This window comes from Thioclava dalianensis, assembly GCF_000715505.1.
Classification (GTDB): Bacteria; Pseudomonadota; Alphaproteobacteria; order Rhodobacterales; family Rhodobacteraceae; genus Thioclava; species Thioclava dalianensis.
In genome coordinates this window covers 90564-104155 of record NZ_JHEH01000008.1, presented here as the reverse complement: position 1 = coordinate 104155, position 13592 = coordinate 90564, and the positions used below count along the sequence as shown (strand labels likewise).

Genomic DNA, 13592 nt, shown 5'->3' with positions numbered 1-13592 from the left:
GGGCAGCTATGCAGCGCGTGATGCGATACCCAAAGGTTAGCCGCCCGAGACGAATTCGTAAAATGCCATCACGATCGGCACCCCCACCCCGATGACGAAGGCCACCTTCAGGTAGCGCGGAGTCCCCTTGGGCGCGCTCAGATTGGTCTGGACCGTCGGACCCTCTTCATCGTTCATCCTTCGCGACACTTCATTGAGAATTCCGATAGCCTCGGCTTTGGTGGCCGCCACATGCATGAGACTAATAATAAGATCGCGCTTGGCAGGATCGCGCGCTTTGGCACGCAGCGTGTATCTTTCACCCAAACCTACGGAAACGAACCCGCCATCGGGGACGTTCAGCCACAAATTTTTATACGAGCGTAAGTCAAATAGCGGCTCCTTTCGAAAAATTCTTCGCGACAGGCGGCGTGTCAAAAGTCCGATATGCACGCGCAGCATATCTCGCTGCAACTGCCAAGTCAGGTATTGAGACCTATCCCCGATTTCGCTAGTTTGGAACCGATCTAAATCCACCCTCCCCAACCGATAGGAGATCCGATGCAACCCGGTTCGAAACTGCCCGAAGTCACCTTCCACACGCGTGTGCGCGACGAAAGCATCGGCGGCGACAATCCGTTCCGCTGGGAAGACAAAACCACCTCGGACTACTTCAAGGGCAAGCGGGTCGTGCTGTTCGCCCTGCCCGGCGCCTTCACGCCGACCTGCTCCACCTACCAGCTGCCCGGCTTCGAAAAGGGCTTTGGCGATTTCGCGGAGCAAGGCGTCGACTCGATCTACTGCCTCTCGGTCAACGATAGCTTCGTGATGAACCAGTGGTCGAAAGCGCAGGGCCTTGAGAACGTTCAGGTCATCCCCGATGGCTCGGGCGAGTTCACCCGCCGCGTGGGCATGCTGGTGCGCAAGGACAATCTGGGCTTTGGTCTGCGCTCGTGGCGCTATGCCGCCATCGTCAATGACGGCGTGATCGAGGCGTGGTTCGAAGAGCCCGGCCTGAGCGACAATCACGGCGAAGACCCCTATGGCGTTTCCTCGCCGGAAACAGTGCTCAACTGGCTGCGCGAGGCCAATCAGGAAGCCGCCGCGTAAATCGGCACAGGCACTTTATTTGAAAGCCGGGGCCGCCTGCGCGCGCGTCCCGGCTTTTTCATATTCTCCGATGGCAGGCCGCAGCCCAACCCGGCTCAGGCAAAGCCGCGCCGCGCCTCGGCCACCAGCGCCTCTCCCGCTTTGCGCAAAAGCCCTACCAGCGGGTCAAACCACATCGCCGCATCGTCGCAATCGCGCAGCCGCACCAGCCGGACATGGCGCGCGGGTTCCTCGGCAAAGCGCATCAGCGAAAGCATCGGCATCGCGCGGGTCTCGGGCGCCGCCGCGATCTCGGGCACCAGCGTCAAGCCCATCCCCTGCCCGGCCAGCGCACATAGGGTCGAGAGCGACGAGGCCCCCAGATCGACCCGCTGGCGCGCCCGCGTCAGGCCGCACAAAGCCAGCGCCTGATCGGCCAGACAATGCCCCTCATCGAGCAACAAAAGCGTGTCGGGATCGATGGCCTGCGGCGCAAGCCCCCGGTTGAGCGCCAGAAAATCGGGCGTCCCCGCCAGCAAGAAGCGATCCTCGAACAGGGGCTCTTCATGGAAGTCCGGCGCGGGTGTTGCGATCACCGCCGCATCGATCGTGCCCTGTGCGAGCGCCTCAAGCAGCTCCTCCGTCTGTGCCTCGCGCAGCCGCAGCGCGGTCTGAACGCGCAGATCGGGCAGGCTCGCGGGCAGCAGATAGGGCGCAATCGTCGGGATCATCCCCAGATTGACCTGCCCCAAGCCGCGCCGCGCCTCAGCCTCAAGCGCGCGTAGCTCTGCCGCCACCCTTTCCGCGGCGAGCAACACCCGCCGCCCGGCCCGCGTCAGACGCACATCGCGCGGACGGCGCTCGACCAGCGGCTGGCCCACTTGGCTCTCCAGTTCGCGGATCTGCACCGAAAGCGCAGGCTGGCTGACATGCACCGCTTGCGCCGCGCTCGAGAATGAGCGCGCCTCGGCCAGCGCACGCAGGTAAGTGAGTTGACGCACTGTAATATTCATAACCCAATCCTATCGTGACACGAAGGATATACAATTTCTCTTTATGGATCGAAAAGCCCATACTGTTCGTTGACACAGACAATGCCAATTGTGCGGAGGATCCCATGGCCAAGACGACGCTGACCACCTCGGGTGGTGCGCCCGTTCCCAGCAACAACACCTCAGAGACCGCGGGCCCGCGCGGTCCCGTCCTGATGCAGGACTACCAACTCCTTGAAAAACTTGCGCATCAGAACCGCGAGCGGATCCCGGAGCGCACGGTGCATGCCAAAGGCTGGGGCTTGCAAGGCAAGTTCACCGTGACCAAAGACATCACGAAATACACCTGCGCCAAGCTGTTCTCGAAGGTCGGCAATAGCTGCGAAGTGCTCTCGCGCTGGTCGACCGTCGCGGGCGAGCAAGGGGCCGCCGATGCCGAGCGCGACGTGCGGGGCTTCAGCCTCAAATTTTACACCGAGGACGGCAACTGGGACATGGTGGGCAACAACACGCCCGTCTTCTTCGTGCGCGATGCCTATAAATTCCCCGACTTCATCCACACCCAGAAGCGCCACCCGAAAACCAACCTGCGCTCCCCCGAGGCGATGTTTGATTTCTGGGCCGCCCAACCCGAGTGCGTCCATCAGGTCACCATTCTGATGTCGGACCGCGGCATCCCGGTGAACCCCGCCCATATGAACGGCTATGGCAGCCACACCTACTCGATGTGGAATGCGCAGGGCGAGCGGGTCTGGGTCAAGTTCCACTTCAAGACCCAGCAAGGCCACAAGCATTACACCAATGCCGAAGCCGAGACGCTGATCGGTAAGACCCGCGAGAGCTATCAGGAAGATCTCGTGAACATGATCGAGACCGGGAACCACCCGAAATGGACCTTCTACATTCAGGTCATGCCCGAGAAAGACGCTGAAACCGCGGGCTTCAACCCGTTCGATCTGACCAAGGTCTGGCCGCATGGCGACTACCCGTTGATCGAGGTGGGCGAGCTGGAAATGAACCAAGTGCCCGAGAATTACTGGAGCCATGTCGAGAACGCGGCCTATAGCCCGTCCAACAAGGTGCCAGGGATCGGCTACAGCCCTGACAAGATGCTGCAAGCCCGCGTCTTCTCCTATGCCGACGCGCATCGCTACCGTCTGGGCACGCATTACGAGGCCCTGCCCGCCAATGCGCCGAAATCGGACGTGCATCACTACCACAAAGACGGCTCGATGCGGTTCTTCCCGCCGCAAACCGGCCATGTCGATGCCTATTACGAGCCCAACCAATACGCTGAGGCCGCCGTGGCCGACCCGAGTGTCGCAGAGCCGCCGCTTGCGATCTCTGGCGATGCGGATCGGTATGTGCAAGAAGATGCGGATGCCGATTACGTCCAGCCCCGCGCGCTCTATGCCGAGGTGATGGATCAGGGCGAGCGCGACCGCCTGCACCATAACATGGCGGCGGCAATGGGCCCATGCTCGGAAAGCGTGACCGAACGCTGGCTGGCCGTGCTCAAGCGCGTCCATCCCGACTATGAGGCGGGCGTGCGCCGCGCACTCAAGGAAGCGGGCGATGTCAACGCGGTCCCCGTGACCGACGAGACGCCCCAGCATGCAAACGAGCCGGCCAAGTAATCCAAGGCCCACGCGTTTAGGCTCAAACACCGATCAGGCGCGAGGGAGCCCCCTCGCGCCTGTTTTCTTATCAGCTTCCTCTTGATCCAAATATCCTAGGCGAGACGCTCAATCCTCAACGGGGTTTGAGCGTTGGGGGCACAGCCCCCTCACCCGATCAGCGGGCTCGCACCGCCATAGGTCTCGTCGTAATGCTGCTTGAGGCGCTGCAACGCGATGCGCAGCACGATCTTGCCCGAGCGCGCAGACCAGCCAAGCCGCTTCTCCGCCGCCTCCAGCCCTTCGAGAAAACAGCAGCAACGCAGCGCCATATCGCCCAGACCCGGCCCCAGATCGCGCAGCGCGAGGGCCACGCGCTCACGGGCGCGCTCCGAGCCGCCGCCACCTTGCGTGAGATCGGGGCGGTATTGCCCGCGCCCCCCTCCGCCGGTGAGAAAGCGCTCCCAGTTTTGCCCGACGCGCGGCCCCATCTGCGCCAGCTCGAAATCCTCGCGCAACCGCTCGCCCGCAGCGACCAGCTCGGCGCTGAGAAACGGCGTGCCATCCCGGTCGCGCCGCCGCGCCAGCGCGCCAAGCGGGCTTTCCGACAGGTTCGCGCGCATCCGCCGCCGCGTGCCCTCGGGATCAGTGCCCGCGCGGGTGCCAAACTCCCGGTGTTGCGCAGCAAACGGTTGCGCCCCGTCCTCGCAGGGACCGCCCGCAGGCTCCTCTTGCTCCAGAATCCGGCGCAGCGCTGCGCGCCCGGCCTGCGTCACCCGGTAGCTTGTCACGCGTCCGGCATGGGCCACCTCGATCCAGTCCTTGAGCGCAAATGCCTGCGCCACCGCGCGATCCAACACTGCCGTGCGCACTGTGCCGCGCAGCACGACCGATTTCTCCATCTCGGTCGAGACGACCAAGAGCGCACCCGGCTCGGTCAGGCGGCGCAGGATCCGTTGGGCCTCGCGCATCAGTTGGGCTTCATCGGCGGGAATATCACAGGGGCGGAACGGGGCAGTCATGGCGGGTTGGTCCTTTTCAAGGACGGTTGCAGGCGGCGCTGAGGGCGCGTTGGCGGGCATTTCCGCCCCCGCACGCCCGAGCCGCTCGAGAGCTTCATCGACCAGCGGATCGTCCCGGCGCGCCTCGATCCGGCGCACGCGGTGCAGAATCGTCGAGGCCGCACAGCCCTCATCACGTGCCAACACACGCAATGGAATGCCCTGCTCGACATGGCGGATGTATAAACGGGCAGGATCAGGCAGCCAGGCGGGAAAGGCCGCCGGCTCAGGTGCAGTCGAATTCATATGCTCCCCCAGATGACACCGGGAGATCCCGGCAGCTCTGTTATCAACAACCGTGGGTTGCTTTTATTACCCCTTCGTTAAGATACGGGGCGTGGGTAAGGATTCCTTAAATTTCCTAAAGATTTCCTTGCCGAGCGCCCGGCGACCCGGGACCGAACGCAACACCCGGGTCAGGCATATCATTCTGGAGCCCCACAACCTGGAGGCTCACATGACCGCCCATTCGCATCCCGACCTGACGCAAATTCTCGCAGAGCTGCGCCGCCCGAAACTGCTGGTGCGCGCGGCGCGCTTTGGGCTGCGCGACTATAACCGGGCGCGTGATCTCAAGCGGCTGATGCGCCGCAATGAGGCGCCGCGCCCGGTCAGCGCTCTGATCGAGCTGATCGCGCAAGAGGCCGAGCTGGAAATGCTGCGCAAAAACGGTGAGGCCGGCTACAGCCTCACCCGCCATATCGAGATCCTGATCGCCGTGATGGCTGAGGCGCGGCTCGTGCGCATCATGGCCGCCACGCCCAAAAGTACCGATCTCAGCGCGACTTGAAAAGCGATCCCAGCACGCCGCGCACCAGTGCCTGTCCCGTCTTGGTGCCAAGCTGGCGTGCCAGCGATTTGCCAAAGGTGGTCATCACCGAATCCGAACGGCCGGAGCGGGCCTGCGTCTTGCGGGCGGTTTTGGTCGCGGGCTGATAGCGGCGCGCATTGTTGAAACCGTCGAAACTGTCTTCCAGCTCGGAACGCGCCGCCGGGGCCTGCGCCTTTGCTTGCGCGTCGGCCTCGGCCTTGGCGGCTTCCTGCGCTGCGGCCTCGGCGCGCTGCGCGAGAATCTCCTGCGCCGACTCGCGATCAATCGGCGTGTCGTATTTCGTGCCAAAGGCCGATTCTGCCATCACCTGCGCTCGCTCCTGCGCGCTCAGCGGACCCAGCCGCGATTGCGGCGGGCGCACCAAAGTGCGCTCAACGATTCCCGGCACGCCCTTGGCTTGCAAGAACGAAGTCACCGCCTCCCCCGTGCCAACCTCCTTGATCGCAAGTTCGGTGTCGAAAGCCGGGTTGGCGCGGTAATTCTCCGCAGCCCGGCGCAAATCGCGCTGATCGCGCGCAGTAAAGGCACGCAGCGCATGCTGCACCCGGTTGCCAAGCTGGCTGAGAATCCCGTCAGGCACATCGGCGGGGTTCTGGGTGATGAAATAGACCCCGACCCCTTTCGAGCGGATCAGCCGGGCCACCTGCTCGACCTTATCCACCAGCGCTTTGGGCGCGTCGTCAAACAACAGATGCGCCTCGTCGAAGAAGAAGACCAGCTTGGGCTTGTCGGGATTGCCGATCTCGGGCAGCTCCTCGAACAGCTCCGAGAGCAGCCAGAGCAGGAAGGTCGCGTAAAGCTGCGGGCTCGACATCAGCTTGTCGGCGGCCAGCAGGTTGATCTGGCCCATGCCGCTTGAATCGGTGCGGATCAGGTCGGAGAGCTCCAGCGCGGGCTCGCCAAAGAACTTGTCGCCGCCCTGATTTTCCAACACCAGAAGCTGACGCTGAATAGCCCCGATCGAGCGGGTATCGACATTGCCATATTCCAGTTCAATCTGATCGGCCTGCTCGCCCACATGGCGCAGCATCGCGCGCAGATCATTGAGATCCAGCAGCGCCAGCCCCTCCTTATCGGCCAGATGGAAAGCGATGTTGATGACCCCCTCCTGCGCCTCTGACAGTCCCATCAGACGGCTCAGAAGAAGCGGCCCCATTTCCGAGACCGTCGTGCGCACCGGATGGCCCTTTTCGCCAAACATGTCCCAAAACACGGTTGGAAAGCTGCGATAGCTCAGATCGAACCCGATTGTGTTTGAGCGCTCGGTGAAGGCGCCATGCAGCTTGCCCGCCTCGGAGCCCGCCGCCGCAATTCCCGACAGATCGCCCTTCACATCGGCCATGAAGACCGGAACGCCCGCGCTCGAGAACCCTTCGGCGAGGATTTGCAGCGTCACCGTCTTGCCCGTCCCTGTGGCCCCGGCAATCAAACCATGGCGATTGCCGTATTTCAGCGCCAGCTCCTGCGGCACGCCGTAATCCGCACCGCCACCGCCCACGAAGACACCGCCATCGGTCAGAACTCCGGTCATGATTGCCCCCAATGCAAAAAATCGTGCGCGCAGAATACTAATTTTACCCTTTTGTGCCAGAGTGTTCATGTCGCGCCTCTCTTCTTTCCTGGGCGCGCGACTTGTCCTCCCTGTCTGACTGGGCCGCGTAGCACTGCGCGGCCTTTTTTTTGGGCCCCACTCGGGAGATGCGGCCTCACAGCAGCTCAATTTTCCCTGTTGACCTGTGAATTCTTCCACAATACCTTTTGCAGCAATGACGAAGTCGGCCAGTCCGACAGGGGGAAATGGGAGGGGTCCGAAAGGGCCCCTTTCCTAATGGGGCCCGCGCAAATTCATCCGCCCCGCCCATTAAGCGGTCACGCGCTTATCCGTGAACTCAGCCCTCGAATTCACCACTGACATGCCCGCAACGGCATGTTAAGCCCATGCGCAATGAGGTTCAGGAGAAGAGTAACCATGTCTCAACTGACGAAACCGCTGGCGCTGGCACTTGTGCTTGGAATGGCTCACGGGGCCTATGCTCAAGACAGCACCGATTCCACCACTGCAACCAGCCCGGCCACCACGGCCGATCAAGGCAGCGCCCCTGTCGCGAGCGGCTCGGATGCGACCACCCCGGCAGCAGATGCCACCACCCCGGCGGCCCCTGCCGACGACAAGGCAGCCCCCGCCGCTCCGGCAGGCAACGCCCCGCAGCAGGCGCCGCAGGACGAAACCTATACCAAAGCGACCTATGGCGATTGGGCACTGCAGTGCATCAAGGCCAAAGACGGCAAGGATCCGTGCCAGATCTATCAGGTCATCAAAGGCCCGGGCGGCGGTAATATCGCTGATATCTCGCTCTTTGGTCTGCCCAAGGGCGGCAAAGCCGAGGCTGGGGCCACGATCATGGTGCCGCTCGACACGCTGTTGACGCAGAACCTGACCGTGCAAGTCGACAAGTCCGATCCGCGCGTCTACCCGTTCACCTTCTGTCAGCCGATGGGGTGCTTTGCCCGGATCGGCCTGACGAGCGCCGAGGTCAACGCCTATAAAAAAGGTGGCAAGGCGACGATTTCCATCGTCCCGCTGGCGGCCCCGGACAAGAAAGTCTCCGCCGATATTTCGCTCAACGGGTTCACCGATGCGTATAACGCGGTGGTGAAGGCCAATGAGGAAAGCGGCGCGCTGAAGTAATCGCGTGAAGATCGCCTCACAAGAGGCTGAAATCAAAGAAAAACGCCGCACATCTTCGTGCGGCGTTTTTTGATGTCTCTGGCCGTCCCACGCTAGATTGCGCGCAGAGCCAGCACCGCATTGGACCCGCCAAAGGCAAAGGCGTTGGAGAGCACCGCGCCCACCGAGACGCCCCGCCGAGCCGTGTTGGGCACATAGTCGAGGTCACATTCGGGATCGGGTGTGCCATAGCCGAGCGTGGGCGCAAGCACCCCCTCGCGCAGCGCCATCAGACAGGCCAAAAGCTCAACCGCGCCGGTCCCGCCAATGCAATGCCCATGCATCGATTTGGTTGCACTGACCGGCACCGCCTCGGCGCGCGCGCCAAAGACCTGCCGGATCGCGGCGGTCTCGATGCGGTCATTGGCCGCCGTCCCCGTGCCATGGGCGTTGATATAGCCCACCTCTTCGGGCGCCATCTCCGCATCGGCCAGCGCCCCCACAATCGCGCGCGCAGCACTGTCTCGATCCGGCATCACGATATCGCCCGCGTCGGAATTCATCGCGAATCCCGCAATCTCGGCCAGCGGCGCGGCACCTCGGGCCAGCGCGCCCTCGAGCGTCTCGATGACAAAGACCCCCGCGCCCTCGCCCTGCACCATCCCATTGCGATCAGCGGAGAACGGACGGCAGCCATCGGGAGACATCACCCGCAGCCCCTCCCAAGCCTTGAGGCCGCCGAAATTCAGCATCGCCTCAGACCCGCCGGTCAGCATGCCATCGGCGAGCCCCGCCCGGACCATCTGAAAGGCCAGCCCAATCGCATGGTTCGAACTGGCACAGGCCGTCGTCACCGAGAAACCCGGCCCCTGCAACCCGTAGCGGATCGACAGATGTGCGGGCGCTGCATTGGCCATCAGCTTGGGCACGGTGAAGGGATGGACGCGGTTCTTGCCATCGGCATAGACCGCGCGATAGGCATCATTGGCCGTCGTATGACCGCCGCCCGCCGTGCCAAGGATCACCCCCCAGCGCGCAGGATCCGGTGCGGCCTCAAGCCCGGCCTGCGCCATCGCCTCATCTGCCGAGACCAGCGCATATTGGGTGAACGCATCATAGAGCGCGAGCTTGGAGAGATCGAAACGGTCCTGCGGTGCAAAGCCGCGGATCTGCGCGCCGATGCGAATATTCAAACGATCCGCATCAGGAAAATTCAGCGGCCCGATCCCACAACGCCCCTCGGCCATCGCGCGATGGGTTGCAGCCACGCCTTCGGCCAGCGCGTTAATCGTGCCCGCGCCAGTAATGACAACACGCCGCATCAAGCGACAGCCGCGGACGGCGTATCCCCGGAGATCAGCTTTTCGACCGCCGCGATGATCGCGCCAACCGAGGAGATATCGAATTGCGCCGCCGCCGGATCATTGGCGTTGAAGGGCACCGAGACGTCGAATGTTTCTTCAATGGCAAAGATGACCTCGACCAGACCCAGACTGTCGAGCCCCAGCTCGTCGAGCGTCATCTCATTGCGCAGATCTTCGGGAGCGCGCAGCGCTTCGCGCGCGATGATGGAGAGAACTTGATTTTGCACGTCGGACCTCATTTTCGGTTACTCCGTGCCACCCTTTTGCGTGAGTCGCGTAACAGTTTCCCGAAGTTCCGCCACTTGTGCAAACAATCTTGGCAAGCGACGCACAGATTTGTTGAGATCGATCTGCTGATCCATCTTCACCGCCGGGCTGCCCCAGATCACCCGGCCCGAGGGCACATTGGTAAAGATCTGGGTGCCACCGCCCGTCACCACGTCATCGCCAATAAAGACATTGTCAGACACGCCAACTTGCCCCGCCAGCACGACGCGGTCACCGATCTTCGACGAACCTGCAACGCCCACGCCCGCACAGAGCAGGCAATCGCGCCCGACCTGCACGTTATGGGCCACATGCACGAGATTATCGAGCTTGGTGCCATGCCCCACCGAGGTCGCGCGCACGCTGCCCCGGTCGATGCAGCTATTGGCACCGATCTCGACATCATCGCCAATCTCGACGCTGCCGAGCGAGTGGATACGCACCCAGCTTTGTTCGTGAATCTCGTTGGTTTTTCCAAGACTTGCGCGGGCTTCTTCAACCGTTGAGGTCTCGGGCGTCACAAAGGAAAACCCATCAGCGCCGATCTTGGCTCCGGGCTGACAGATCAGCCGGTCACCTACGATCACACCCGCCCCGATATGGCTATGGGCCAAGATCAGGGCATCCGCTCCGATCCGTGCGCCCTCGGCAATCGTCACGTGGCTGGCAATCCGCGCATTCGGCCCGACCACCACATCGCGCCCGATCACCGTGAAGGGCCCGATCGCCGCGCCCGGCGCGATCTGGGCCGATGGATCGACGAGGCTTGAGGGGTGAATGCCCGGCGCAATCTCGGGGCCCGGATCGAAGGCCTTCGACAGCCCCGCCATCGCCAGACGCGGGCGGGTCACGAAGATCGCGGCCTCAAGCCCGTATGCCTGCCAATCGGCCCCCTCCCACAGCAAGGCCGCGCGCGCGGATCCTTGGGCGAGGCCTTCGGCATATTTCGAGCTCATCGCAAGCGCGATCTGATCGGCCCCGGCACTGGCGGGCTCGGCTGCACTGGTAACCGAGATCTCAAGATCCCCCACGGCTTGCGCATCAAGCGCTTTGGCGATTTGCGCAATGGTCTGCGACATGGGGCACGTCCTTCGTATCGTTGGGCAACGGTCGGCGGGGCTTAGGTCCCCCCCCTTACCCGTTCGATCTAACCCTTAGATCCGGGCAATTCCACCCCGGCGCGCGCGAGAGCCTCGAAAATCCGTCCGTCACGTCCATAGACGTCGCGGCGATATTCGACATGGCCGGTCGGCGTCGGATAGGCGGTGAAATAGACCAGATGAACCGGCACAGGCTGCTTGAGCGGCACCACGGTCTCGCGCCCCGTATTGAGGATGCGCTGAAACTCTGCCTTGGGATCGGGGCTTTGGGCGCCGAGCAGCACATAGGCCAGATCAAAGGGTTTACCGACGCGCACGCAGCCATGGCTGAAGGCCCGGCTTTCCTTGTTGAACAGCGATTTCGAGGGCGTGTCGTGCAGATAGATATTCCACTTATTGGGAAAGAGGAATTTCACCAGCCCCAGCGCGTTGCGCGTCGAGGGTGGCTGCTTCATCGCGAAGGGGAAGTTGCGCGCGTTATAGGCGGCAAAATTCACCGCCGAGCGCGGCACGACCTGACCGCGGCTGTCGATCAGCTGCAACTGTCCGGCGGCATTCGGGTTGCGCTGCATCTGCGGCAGATATTCCTTGGTGACGATCGAGCGCGGCACATGCCAGGACGGGTTGATCACCATCCGCTCCATCTCATCGGAAAATTCCGGCGTCTGGCGGTCAGCGCTCGACTGGCCCACGACGGTAACCGAGCGGAAGGTGGTCTTGCCATTATCGACGACGCGCACCGAGAAATCGGGGATATTCACCCAGATATAGCGGCCCGAAAAATCGATCCCATTCATCCAGCGCAGCCGCTCAAGCGCAACCAGCACCGATTTCATCCGGTCCTCAGGCGAGGTATTGAGCGCCTCGCGCGTGCTCTCGCCCACGACCCCGTCGGGCGTCAACCCCTGATCGGCCTGATAGCTCTGCACGGCCTTCTGGATATCGCCGTCAAACCGGGCCGTGGCCGAACGGCCCAGATAACCCATCTTCTGCAAGCGATTGCGCAGCGCGATCACCGCAGGCCCCTGTTCTCCGGGCTGCAATTTTCCGGCGGGCAGTTTGTCGCCCCAGCCGCCCTCGGCAATCTGCGCCTGCAGATCGAGCTTATCTTTCAGCAACTGCGCATATTGCGGCATCTGCGGCGCAAGCTCGCGCAGGAACAGGGCCGGATTGCCGCTGGCAGCGAACGCGGTCAGGCGCAGCTGCGGATCGGCGCGCATCGGCTCGCGCTTGATCTCCGAGAGAACCCGGTTCGGATCAAGCACCCCATGCGAGACATCATGGGCATATTCGAGAAAGACCTTGCTGGTCTCGACCTCAAGCAAGCCGCGCTGACGCTCGGATTGCACCGCAGCGAAACGCGCGCGCAAGCCATCCGGGTCATAGTGCCCCTGTGGCAGCCCCTGCTCGCCCGAGCGATCGAGCGCCGAGAACAGCGCAGCCCGGCGCGCCTGATCGTCCTGCGAGGTCCAGATCGGGCGATAATCGCGCGCGGCATAGAACCCCGCCAGCGCCGGATCAGAGGCCGCGGCCTCGGCAATGGCCTGCGTGAATCCGCTCAGCTCGACGCCGCTTACAGGAGACATTGCCCCCTGAGCCGCGATCTGGGCGGTACCCTGTGCGAAGGCCCCGAATGCCAGTGCCGACACGGATGCCGCCAGAGCAATCACGCGAATTCCTGTCGCCATTTCCAAGCCTCGATAATAAAAAGTCTTTTCCGAGATGTTTCAAACTTGGACGAGGCTGTCCAGAAAAGCTTTACCAATTCATGGTTCAATGCCCCTGGGACGGCCCAAAAGATGCAGGCGCGCAACATCGCCAAGCCAAGTGGAACAAGGGCGGAACTGGCAATATTTTGCCGATCGGCGTCGCGGCACCTCGCTGGCTCAAATGGTTTCTTTATCGCTCCTTCGGTCTATGGCATAATTTCGCACGTGTTTGGGGTACGATTTGGTGAGCCGTCCGGCCAACAGGATGGAAACGAAACGACAGGCAAGACAGGACAGTGAGCATGACGACGATTTCCCGCCGCGGGCTTTTGGGTGCCTTTGCTGCAACCATGGTTACAGCCGCGCCCACAATGAGTAGCGCATTCGGCTTCCTCAAAGGCGCAGGCGATATCCGTCGCATCCGAATGTATAACGGGCGGACTGGCGAAAGCCTCGACACGGTCTACTGGATCGAAGGGGAATATATCCCCGACGCGCTCAAGGAAATCACCTATTTCGCGCGCGACTGGCGCACCAACCAGCTCAAGACGATTGACGCCCGCACGATCGATATCGCGGCCGCAGCGCATAATCTGATGGATATCAACGAACCCTATATGCTGCTGTCGGGCTATCGCTCGCCCAAGACCAATGCGATGCTGCGCTCGCGCTCCAAAGGCGTGGCGAAGAACTCGCTCCACATGCAGGGTCAGGCCACCGATCTGCGGCTCAAGTCGCGCTCGGTCAACCAGATGTATCGCGCGGCAGCGGCTTGCCATGCGGGTGGCGTGGGCAAATACTCCCGCTCCAACTTCGTGCATATGGATTGCGGCCCCGTCCGCCATTGGGGTGCCTGAGCCGATCTGCTCCACCAGACGCTGAAACAACGCCGCCTCGCGGCGTTTTTTCTTGTCC

13 protein-coding genes are annotated in these 13592 nt (G+C 62.6%); 5 read left to right on the top strand and 8 right to left on the bottom strand.

Annotated features, from left to right (window positions below; all coding sequences use genetic code 11):
* Positions 1–36 precede the first annotated feature (36 nt).
* The gene (locus DL1_RS08930; RefSeq protein ID WP_143081718.1) at positions 37–441 is read right to left on the bottom strand and encodes a hypothetical protein; all 405 of its coding nucleotides are present in this window, start codon (positions 439–441) and stop codon (positions 37–39) included.
* 99 nt (positions 442–540) lie between these two features.
* Between DL1_RS08930 and DL1_RS08925 the strand changes: the two genes are divergently transcribed.
* Positions 541–1089, top strand: coding sequence for a peroxiredoxin (locus DL1_RS08925; RefSeq protein ID WP_038065081.1), 549 nt, complete (start codon positions 541–543; stop codon positions 1087–1089).
* Positions 1090–1184: 95 nt separating this feature from the next.
* Here DL1_RS08925 and DL1_RS08920 read toward each other — a convergent pair whose 3' ends face one another.
* Positions 1185–2081: a hydrogen peroxide-inducible genes activator gene (locus DL1_RS08920; RefSeq protein ID WP_038065078.1), complete on the bottom strand. Its 897-nt coding sequence runs from the start codon at positions 2079–2081 to the stop codon at positions 1185–1187.
* Between the two features lie 104 nt (positions 2082–2185).
* Here DL1_RS08920 and DL1_RS08915 point away from each other — a divergent pair, with 104 nt between their 5' ends.
* Positions 2186–3697, top strand: a complete 1512-nt coding sequence (locus DL1_RS08915) for a catalase (RefSeq protein WP_038065075.1) — start codon at positions 2186–2188, stop codon at positions 3695–3697.
* A 149-nt stretch (positions 3698–3846) separates the two neighbouring features.
* On the opposite strand, the gene DL1_RS08910 is transcribed toward DL1_RS08915, so the two are convergent.
* Positions 3847–4983, bottom strand: a complete 1137-nt coding sequence (locus tag DL1_RS08910; protein ID WP_038065071.1) for a DUF6456 domain-containing protein — start codon at positions 4981–4983, stop codon at positions 3847–3849.
* A gap of 211 nt (positions 4984–5194) precedes the next feature.
* On the opposite strand from DL1_RS08910, the gene DL1_RS08905 reads away from it, so the two are divergent.
* Positions 5195–5527, top strand: a complete 333-nt coding sequence (locus tag DL1_RS08905; protein ID WP_038065068.1) for a DUF6477 family protein — start codon at positions 5195–5197, stop codon at positions 5525–5527.
* On the opposite strand, the gene DL1_RS08900 is transcribed toward DL1_RS08905, so the two are convergent.
* Positions 5514–7100: a helicase HerA-like domain-containing protein gene (locus DL1_RS08900; protein ID WP_038065187.1), complete on the bottom strand. Its 1587-nt coding sequence runs from the start codon at positions 7098–7100 to the stop codon at positions 5514–5516. The two genes, DL1_RS08905 and DL1_RS08900, sit on opposite strands and share 14 nt — an antisense overlap.
* A gap of 438 nt (positions 7101–7538) precedes the next feature.
* On the opposite strand from DL1_RS08900, the gene DL1_RS08895 reads away from it, so the two are divergent.
* Positions 7539–8258 carry an invasion associated locus B family protein gene (locus DL1_RS08895; protein WP_074854960.1) on the top strand — a complete coding sequence of 240 codons (720 nt, stop codon included), beginning with the start codon at positions 7539–7541 and terminating at the stop codon, positions 8256–8258.
* 92 nt (positions 8259–8350) lie between these two features.
* Here DL1_RS08895 and DL1_RS08890 read toward each other — a convergent pair whose 3' ends face one another.
* The 4 genes from DL1_RS08890 to DL1_RS08875 form a co-directional block, all read right to left on the bottom strand.
* Positions 8351–9559 (bottom strand): beta-ketoacyl-[acyl-carrier-protein] synthase family protein, encoded by a 1209-nt coding sequence (locus DL1_RS08890; RefSeq protein ID WP_038065065.1) that lies wholly within the window; start codon positions 9557–9559, stop codon positions 8351–8353.
* Positions 9559–9840: an acyl carrier protein gene (locus DL1_RS08885; RefSeq protein WP_038065062.1), complete on the bottom strand. Its 282-nt coding sequence runs from the start codon at positions 9838–9840 to the stop codon at positions 9559–9561. Before DL1_RS08885 ends, DL1_RS08890 begins: the two co-directional genes overlap by 1 nt.
* Before the next feature lie 6 nt (positions 9841–9846).
* Positions 9847–10947, bottom strand: a complete 1101-nt coding sequence (gene lpxD / locus DL1_RS08880; protein ID WP_038065059.1) for a UDP-3-O-(3-hydroxymyristoyl)glucosamine N-acyltransferase — start codon at positions 10945–10947, stop codon at positions 9847–9849.
* 68 nt (positions 10948–11015) lie between these two features.
* Positions 11016–12656, bottom strand: coding sequence for a L,D-transpeptidase family protein (locus DL1_RS08875; RefSeq protein WP_081856296.1), 1641 nt, complete (start codon positions 12654–12656; stop codon positions 11016–11018).
* 323 nt (positions 12657–12979) lie between these two features.
* Between DL1_RS08875 and mepK the strand changes: the two genes are divergently transcribed.
* Positions 12980–13534, top strand: coding sequence for a peptidoglycan L,D-endopeptidase MepK (gene mepK / locus DL1_RS08870; RefSeq protein WP_038065056.1), 555 nt, complete (start codon positions 12980–12982; stop codon positions 13532–13534).
* Positions 13535–13592 lie beyond the last annotated feature (58 nt).

Bases quoted from the DNA above. Each gene is read 5' to 3' on its own strand.
- DL1_RS08930 (WP_143081718.1), bottom strand. From the start codon at position 441: ATGCTGCGCGTGCATATCGGACTTTTGACACGCCGCCTGTCGCGAAGA.
- DL1_RS08925 (WP_038065081.1), top strand. From the start codon at position 541: ATGCAACCCGGTTCGAAACTGCCCGAAGTCACCTTCCACACGCGTGTG.
- DL1_RS08920 (WP_038065078.1), bottom strand. From the start codon at position 2,081: ATGAATATTACAGTGCGTCAACTCACTTACCTGCGTGCGCTGGCCGAG.
- DL1_RS08915 (WP_038065075.1), top strand. From the start codon at position 2,186: ATGGCCAAGACGACGCTGACCACCTCGGGTGGTGCGCCCGTTCCCAGC.
- DL1_RS08910 (WP_038065071.1), bottom strand. From the start codon at position 4,983: ATGAATTCGACTGCACCTGAGCCGGCGGCCTTTCCCGCCTGGCTGCCT.
- DL1_RS08905 (WP_038065068.1), top strand. From the start codon at position 5,195: ATGACCGCCCATTCGCATCCCGACCTGACGCAAATTCTCGCAGAGCTG.
- DL1_RS08900 (WP_038065187.1), bottom strand. From the start codon at position 7,100: ATGACCGGAGTTCTGACCGATGGCGGTGTCTTCGTGGGCGGTGGCGGT.
- DL1_RS08895 (WP_074854960.1), top strand. From the start codon at position 7,539: ATGTCTCAACTGACGAAACCGCTGGCGCTGGCACTTGTGCTTGGAATG.
- DL1_RS08890 (WP_038065065.1), bottom strand. From the start codon at position 9,559: ATGCGGCGTGTTGTCATTACTGGCGCGGGCACGATTAACGCGCTGGCC.
- DL1_RS08885 (WP_038065062.1), bottom strand. From the start codon at position 9,840: ATGAGGTCCGACGTGCAAAATCAAGTTCTCTCCATCATCGCGCGCGAA.
- lpxD (WP_038065059.1), bottom strand. From the start codon at position 10,947: ATGTCGCAGACCATTGCGCAAATCGCCAAAGCGCTTGATGCGCAAGCC.
- DL1_RS08875 (WP_081856296.1), bottom strand. From the start codon at position 12,656: ATGGCGACAGGAATTCGCGTGATTGCTCTGGCGGCATCCGTGTCGGCA.
- mepK (WP_038065056.1), top strand. From the start codon at position 12,980: ATGACGACGATTTCCCGCCGCGGGCTTTTGGGTGCCTTTGCTGCAACC.